The sequence below is a fragment of the Rhodococcus sp. KB6 genome (assembly GCF_001445685.1).
Taxonomy (GTDB): domain Bacteria; phylum Actinomycetota; class Actinomycetes; order Mycobacteriales; family Mycobacteriaceae; genus Rhodococcus_F; species Rhodococcus_F qingshengii.
On the sequence record NZ_LNAK01000001.1, the window covers coordinates 20896 to 27870 of the forward strand.

The window sequence follows — 6975 nt, forward strand, 5'->3', positions numbered from 1 at the left end:
CGGCCTCGTTGAGCTGTAGAGCGGATATGTGCAGTGCGTTGTCAATCGAGGCGTTCTCGGTGTTCGTTGGGTGTCATGCCGGTGGTGTCGCGGAACGCTCGGTAGAAGGTGCGGGGGTCGGAGAATCCTGTTTGTCGAGCGATGAGGGAGACGGGCCGGGAAGGGTATTTTCGTAGTAGGTGCTGGGCGGACTGGATGCGCGCTGCGCGGAGATATCCCATGACTGTGTGGTCGGTTCCCTGGAACAGGCGGTAGAGGCTGCGGCGGGAGAGTCGCATCGCGGTGGCGATGCGTTCGGCGTCGAGGTCGGGGTCTGCAAGGTGGGCATGGATGTAGGCCAGAACCTGATCTCGTCGTAGGAAGGCGGGTATTTCGGCGGCAGAGCGAACCGGTGTGACGAGACTCAGTAGTGATGTGGCCAGTGAAGAGGCGTGAGTCTCGAGCTGTGCGGCGCCGTGGGGATCGCTGTCTTGGTGTTGGGCCAGTTGGGTGAAAAAGGCTGCGACGGCGGACATCGCTCCTGCACAGCTCATGGTCGTGGCCAGGATGTCTGTGGTCCGGTCGATGCCGGCGAGCGCGAAGGCTCGATCGGCGGGCACCTTGACGATGACCTGTTCGTAGGGTGCATCGGCGCGGAAAGCGAAGGGCAGGGAACTGTCGTAGATGACCATGGATCCTGGCGGGACTACTGCAGTGTGTCCGGCCTGTTCGATGACGCAACTTCCGCGCGTCTGGAATGTGGCGAACAGATACTCGTCCTGTTCCCGCCCTTGGGCGATTCGGCTGCGATTGCGGTGTGTCTGCTCGGCGGTGGCTCGTTTCGTGGACAGAGTGAAGTTCGTGTATCGGCCGAGACGGACATCGCCGTAGAAGTCGGGGTCGGCGGGGTCGGTGCTGACGTCGACGTAGGCATGGCGCCGGGCCTCTCGCCAGTAGTCGATGACACCGTCGTCCGGCGCCCGCGAGGTCGACAACGTTTCGAAGTGTGGCAATGAGGGCTCGTCTGCATCAGCCATGGCGGATCACCTGCCTTACGGATACCACTGAGTTTACTGAGCCGCGCGGGAAAGTCCTGCGGGTCGGGGAGAGAGCGAGCCGGCCCTGTGTCCGCCAGTCGGGGGGCGATCACAGGGCCGGAAATCTACGCGTGCTGCAAAACGCTCAGGCCGTGAGCATTCCGTGCTGTATTGTGCTCAGACCGTGAGCTTTCCGTGCTGGATCGTGCTCAGGCTGGAATCATTCCGTGTGGGTCGATGATGAACTTGCTCGATGACCCCTGATCGAAGGTCTCGTAGGCGGCGGGTGCTTCGTCGAGGCCGATGACCTTGGTGTTGAGCATTGCGCTCAGATACGGCATGCGGTCCCACAGGATCGACATCATTAACTCGCGGTTGTAATGCATGATCGGTGCCTGCCCCGCGGACAGGCGCGGTGACTTGATCCAGGCCTTGCCGAATTCGAGCGGGAAGATGCCTTCCTGTTCGGCCTTTGTCGGTGCCAGAGGGTCGGGGCCGTAGACGCCGATGACGCCGGTGGCGCCGCCGGCACGGGTGGCTTCGAGGACGTCGTTGATGGCACCTGCCGGCTGAGGCTGATTGGACTCCGAGCCGATGCCGTGTGCTTCGGAGCCGACATAGTCGACGCCACAATCGACTTCGCGCTCACCGAGGATGGCCTCGATCTGGTCGGGCAAGGGGATGTCCTGGCTCAGGTCGATGGTCTCGCAGCCGTTGTTCTTGACCAGGTCGAGTCGGTCCTGATAGTAGTCGCCGACGATGATGCAGGATGCGCCGAGAAGGCGTGCTGCTGCTGCGCCGCAGCGTCCGACCGGCCCGGCGCCGGCGATGTACACCGTTGAACCTGGTTTGGCCCCTGCCTCGATGAGTCCGTGAAAGGCGGTGGGAAGGATGTCCGAGAGCAGGGCAAGATCGAGGATCTTGTCCATGGCCTGGTCCTTGTCCGGGAAACGGAGGAGTTGGAAGTCCGCGTACGGGACGAACAGGTATTCGGCTTGTCCGCCCACCCAGTCGCCGAGATTGAAACCGTATGCGCCGCAGGAGACTGCAGGATTGACGGTTTCACAGACATCTGTGCGGCGAGCTTTACAGTTGCGGCATCGTCCACAGGCGACGTTGAAGGGGACCGAGACGAGATCGCCTTCTTTGAGGAACTCCACGTCGGAGCCGACCTCGATGATCTCTCCGGTCATCTCGTGGCCCATGACCATACCCTGGGGGACGGGGAAGGACCCTCGGTAAATGTGCAGGTCGCTGCCGCAAATGTTGGTAGCGACGATTTTCAGGATGACGCCGTGGGGCGCTTTTCGTCCGTTCGGCATCTCCAGCTTGGGGAAGTCGAGTTTCTCGACCTTCATGGTGCCGGGGCTCTCGAACACCACTGCGCGGTTGCTGTCTGCCATGCTGTCGCTCCTAACCTGGGGGATCCCTGCACGCTGCGATTCGGGACCCGGTTGTGGTGGCGTGGCCACCGGGGGACCTTTCGAACGTATGCGCACGTGGCGATACGTGTCAGTGACCTTGCGTGTCAACTGAGTGACGATGTGTGCCAGGAGTGCTGTGGGGTCTGCCGCAAGGCTCCCTTCCTTCGTTATGGTCACCGGCATGACAAACCGTTCCGAACATCTCGCCGAGGCCGATGATCGCTGGAGGCAGGGTGTCGTGGTGCGGGGAGCTCGGCAGAACAATCTCGCCGACGTCGATCTCGATGTTCCTCGAGACCGTCTGGTGGTGTTCACCGGTGTGTCCGGCTCGGGGAAATCCTCGCTGGCGTTCGGGACACTGTTCGCGGAATCGCAGCGGCGCTATCTGGAGTCGGTGGCACCGTATGCCCGTCGGCTGATCGACCAGGTCGGTGTACCCGATGTCGACGTCGTCGAGGGACTGCCACCGGCGGTTGCACTGCAGCAGCACCGAGGCATCGGTAATGCTCGATCGAATGTCGCCAGCGTGACGACATTGGGCAGTCTCGTGCGGATGCTCTATTCCCGTGCCGGGTCTTACCCAGATGACCAACCGATGCTCTACGCGGAGGACTTCTCGCCGAACACCGTGCAGGGCGCATGTCCGACCTGCCATGGCATCGGGCGCGTCTACGAGGTCGATGTCGACAAGATGGTCCCCGATCCCACACTCAGCATCCGGGAGCGCGCGATCGCTTCGTGGCCGCCGGGCTGGCCGGGTGGCAACCTTCGCGACATCCTGGTGTCACTGGGATACGACGTCGACTCTCCGTGGAAGAAGCTGCCGAAGAAACATCGCGACTGGATCCTGTTCACCGAGGACCGCCCCACCGTTCCTGTGTACTCGGGATTTACCCCGGCACAGACTCGGCGAGCGATCAAAGCCGGAACCGAACCCAGTTACGAGGGCAATTTCGTCGGCGCCCGGCGGTTCGTGCTCGATACCTTCGCGAACACCAAGAGCTCGATCGTCAAGAAGCGGGTCTCTGAGTTCGTCACCAGCGAGGTATGCCCGATGTGCCAGGGCAAGCGGGTCAAGGCGGAGGCGCTCTCGGTCACCTTCGAGGGTCTGGATATCGCCGAGTTCGCGTCCTTGCCCCTGGCACGACTGGCAGAGATCGCGCGCACTGTTGTGTCCAGCGACTGGCTACCCGAGGCGGCAGGAGAAGCTCTCGACGAAACCCGACGAGCCGAGGCCACGCGACGACGTGTCGCATCGGGAGGATCGGCGCACACCGCCGCTCCCGACGTGCGACGCACCCCGAACGTGTCAGCGGAAAAACAGGTGGCGGCGCGGCGCCTGCTCGACGACCTCCTCGAAAGAATCCAACCCATCATCGACCTCGGGCTGGGATATCTGTCACTGGACCGGACGACGCCCACACTCTCCGGCGGAGAGCTGCAACGACTGCGCCTGGCGACGCAGCTGTCCTCGAAGCTGTTCGGCGTCGCCTACATCCTCGACGAACCTTCGGCGGGACTGCACCCCGGCGACTTGACGGCGCTGCTGAGAATTCTGCACGGACTTCGTGAGCGAGGAAACAGCGTCCTCGTCGTCGAGCACTCCCTACCCGTCATCCGAGAAGCGGACTGGCTGGTCGATATCGGTCCCGGTGCCGGCGAGAACGGTGGACGCGTGCTCTACAGTGGAACACCCGCCGGGCTGGCCGACGTACCGGACTCGGTCACCGCACGCTATCTCTTCGACACGTCGGAGCAGGTGCGCCGCCAGCGGCGTACCCCCCGCGGGTGGCTTCGCGTCGAAGGCGTCGAGCGCAACAGTCTCCGCGACCTCACCGTGTCTTTCCCTCTCGGGGTCTTGACCGCGGTCACCGGAGTCTCCGGTTCGGGGAAATCGAGCCTCGTCAGCCAGGCTCTACCAGCGTTGATCAACGCTGAACTGGGCCGGCCCGCCGCGCCCGATGCCAACGTCGAACCGCGCGACGACACCGATCTGCTGCTCACCGGAGATCAGGGCGCGGTCCGCGGCCGCATCGAGGGCACCTTGGGAGGGCTCCGTCGGGTGGTCGCCATCGATCAGCGCCCTATCGGGCGCACACCCCGATCCAATGTTGCAACCTACACCGGCATGTTCGACCACATCCGCAAGCTGTTCGCCGCAACACCTGCGGCCAAGAAACGGAACTACAAACCGGGGCGGTTCTCCTTCAATGTCGCCGGTGGCCGCTGTCCGACCTGCGAAGGTGAAGGCTTCGTGATGGTCGAGCTGCTTTTCCTGCCCAGCGTCTACAGTCCGTGCCCGGACTGCAACGGCACTCGTTACACGCAGAGCACACTCGAAATCACCTGGCGGGACCGCAACATCGCCGACGTTCTCGCGATGAGCATCGACGAAGCCCACGCCTTCTTCACCAGTGAGAACGACGTTCTTCGCTCGCTCACCGTCCTACGCGAGGTCGGGTTGGGTTACCTGCGACTCGGACAACCCGCCACCGAGCTGTCCGGCGGCGAAGCTCAGCGTGTCAAGCTGGCATCCGAACTCCAGCGTGCTCAACGCGGCGACACGCTCTACATCCTCGACGAGCCCACTGCTGGGCTCCACCCGTCCGACAGCGACAGACTGCTCGCTCACGCGCAGGGGCTCGTCGACGCCGACAACACCGTCGTCATGGTCGAACTCGACATGCGCGTCGTCGCCCAGGCCGACCACGTCATCGACCTCGGACCGGGAGCGGGCGCCGACGGCGGACGTATCGTCGCCACCGGTTCCCCCGAGCAGGTAGCTGCCACTGCCGACAGTGCGACTGCCCCCTATCTACGAGCGGCGCTGGAAAACACAGGCGCCGGCACCACACAACACTGACCTGACCGCGCACCACCGCCTGGACTGAACGGCGATAAGGATCAACTAGCGATGGCACGACAGGCACCGAAACCCCAAGGCCTGCGTAATCAGCTCTCCAACTCTCTCCAACTCTCTCCGGCCTCTCTCCGGCGTGAGTCCGGCTCCGCGGTGCTGCTGCTGGTGGTAACCGTGACCGCCCTGCTGTGGGCAAATTCGCCGGCTTCGGACGCGTACTTCGACCTCTGGCATCAAGGCGCCGGATTCGAACTCGGCCCGGTGGCGTTGCACATGAGCCTTCACCATTGGATCAACGACGGGTTGATGGTCGTCTTCTTCTTTCTGATCGGGCTCGAGGTACGCCAAGAGTTCGCCCACGGGTCATTACGTGATCGAACCCGCACCCGTATCGCCGTGATCGCCGGAGTCGCGGGGGTGTGTCTACCCGCCGTCATCTACGCCGTGATCGTCGGCAGCGGAGACAGCCTGCAGGGTTGGGGGGTGGTCGTCGGCACCGATACCGCCTTCATGCTCGGGGCCTTGGCGCTCCTCGGGCCCGCACGATCAGGCCAACTGCGAGTGTTTCTCCTTACCGTCACGGTGGTCGACGACTTCCTCGCGGTGTCCATCATCGGATTCGTATACAGCGAAAACATTCGCCTGATTCCACTGCTCGTTTCCCTGGCATGCCTGACAGCATTGTGGCTACTCGGGCGGGCGCGACAGTGGCGAGCCGCGCCATACATTCTCGTGGTGATCGTGCTGTGGTTCAGCACGATCGAGTCGGGTGTTCATCCCTCGCTTGCCGGAATGGTCGCCGGCCTTCTGATTCCCGCGTACCCGACACAGCGGCACAAGGTGGAGGCGGCTCGAGAACTGTTTCGTGACTTCTGGCAGTCTCCGAGCGCCGCGTCAGGTCGTGCAGTATCACGTGGACTGGCCAAAGGCACAGCCGTCAACGAGCGGATACACGAATACCTCCGGGTACCCACCGCGCTGATCGTGGTACCGATCTTCGCTCTCGCCAACGCCGGCGTCGACCTGCGTGGCGGACTGCTCATTGAAGCGTTCAGTGCCCGTGTGACCTGGGGAGTTGTGCTTGGCCTGGTTCTCGGCAAGCTCCTCGGCATCGGAGCAGCCACATACATCGCTGTCCGACTCGGAGCGGGCCGATTACCGCAGGGGGTCGGCATGGGCAGTGTGATGGGCGGATCTGCGCTATCGGGGATGGGATTCACCGTATCGCTGCTGATCATAGGTTTGGCTTTCGGCACATCTCCCGAACTGGCCGGGCAGGCGACCGTCGGCGTGCTCGTCGCCATGGTGCTGGCTGCAGTACTGGGTGCGGTGATCTTCCGCGTGGCAGCGACCAAGCTGGGTGAGGCCGAAGCCGATCTCCCCATCGTGCTGGAACCTCCCGTAGATCCCGAGATCGACCACATTCGTGGACCCGAAGACGCCCAGCTGACCCTTGTAGAGTTCGTCGACTTCGAATGTGGATTCTGCGCACATGCCACCGGAGGATGGGACGACCTGCACGTCCACTTCGGCGACGATCTGCGCTACGTGGTCCGTCACGAGCAGCGCCTTCGCTGCCGCACCGTCGGCACCACTGATCTGGTTCCACCACGCGGCACGCGAGGACCGCACGATCCGGTTCAAGTCGTTGCCCGGTCACGCTCAGACCGAGGCC

General features: G+C 63.4%; 3 protein-coding genes and 1 pseudogene. 2 read left to right on the plus strand and 2 right to left on the minus strand.

Features of this window, described 5'->3' with window-relative positions; all coding sequences use genetic code 11:
- Positions 1-41: 41 nt before the first annotated feature.
- Both ASU23_RS00120 and ASU23_RS00125 read right to left on the minus strand, forming a co-directional pair.
- On the minus strand, positions 42-1016 hold the full coding sequence (locus ASU23_RS00120) for a helix-turn-helix domain-containing protein (protein ID WP_003943380.1): 975 nt from the start codon (positions 1014-1016) through the stop codon (positions 42-44).
- A gap of 209 nt (positions 1017-1225) precedes the next feature.
- Entirely contained in the window at positions 1226-2419 is a 1194-nt protein-coding gene (locus tag ASU23_RS00125) for an alcohol dehydrogenase catalytic domain-containing protein (protein WP_003943355.1), read from the minus strand.
- A 202-nt stretch (positions 2420-2621) separates the two neighbouring features.
- Between ASU23_RS00125 and ASU23_RS00130 the strand changes: the two genes are divergently transcribed.
- On the plus strand, positions 2622-5303 hold the full coding sequence (locus tag ASU23_RS00130; protein WP_051649789.1) for an excinuclease ABC subunit UvrA: 2682 nt from the start codon (positions 2622-2624) through the stop codon (positions 5301-5303).
- A 150-nt stretch (positions 5304-5453) separates the two neighbouring features.
- Positions 5454-6860: pseudogene (nhaA, locus tag ASU23_RS00135) on the plus strand (Na+/H+ antiporter NhaA); the annotation flags it as partial.
- Positions 6861-6975 lie beyond the last annotated feature (115 nt).

Excerpts from the sequence above, each read along its gene's own strand:
- ASU23_RS00120 (WP_003943380.1), bottom strand. The coding sequence starts at position 1,016 with ATGGCTGATGCAGACGAGCCCTCATTGCCACACTTCGAAACGTTGTCG.
- ASU23_RS00125 (WP_003943355.1), bottom strand. The coding sequence starts at position 2,419 with ATGGCAGACAGCAACCGCGCAGTGGTGTTCGAGAGCCCCGGCACCATG.
- ASU23_RS00130 (WP_051649789.1), top strand. The coding sequence starts at position 2,622 with ATGACAAACCGTTCCGAACATCTCGCCGAGGCCGATGATCGCTGGAGG.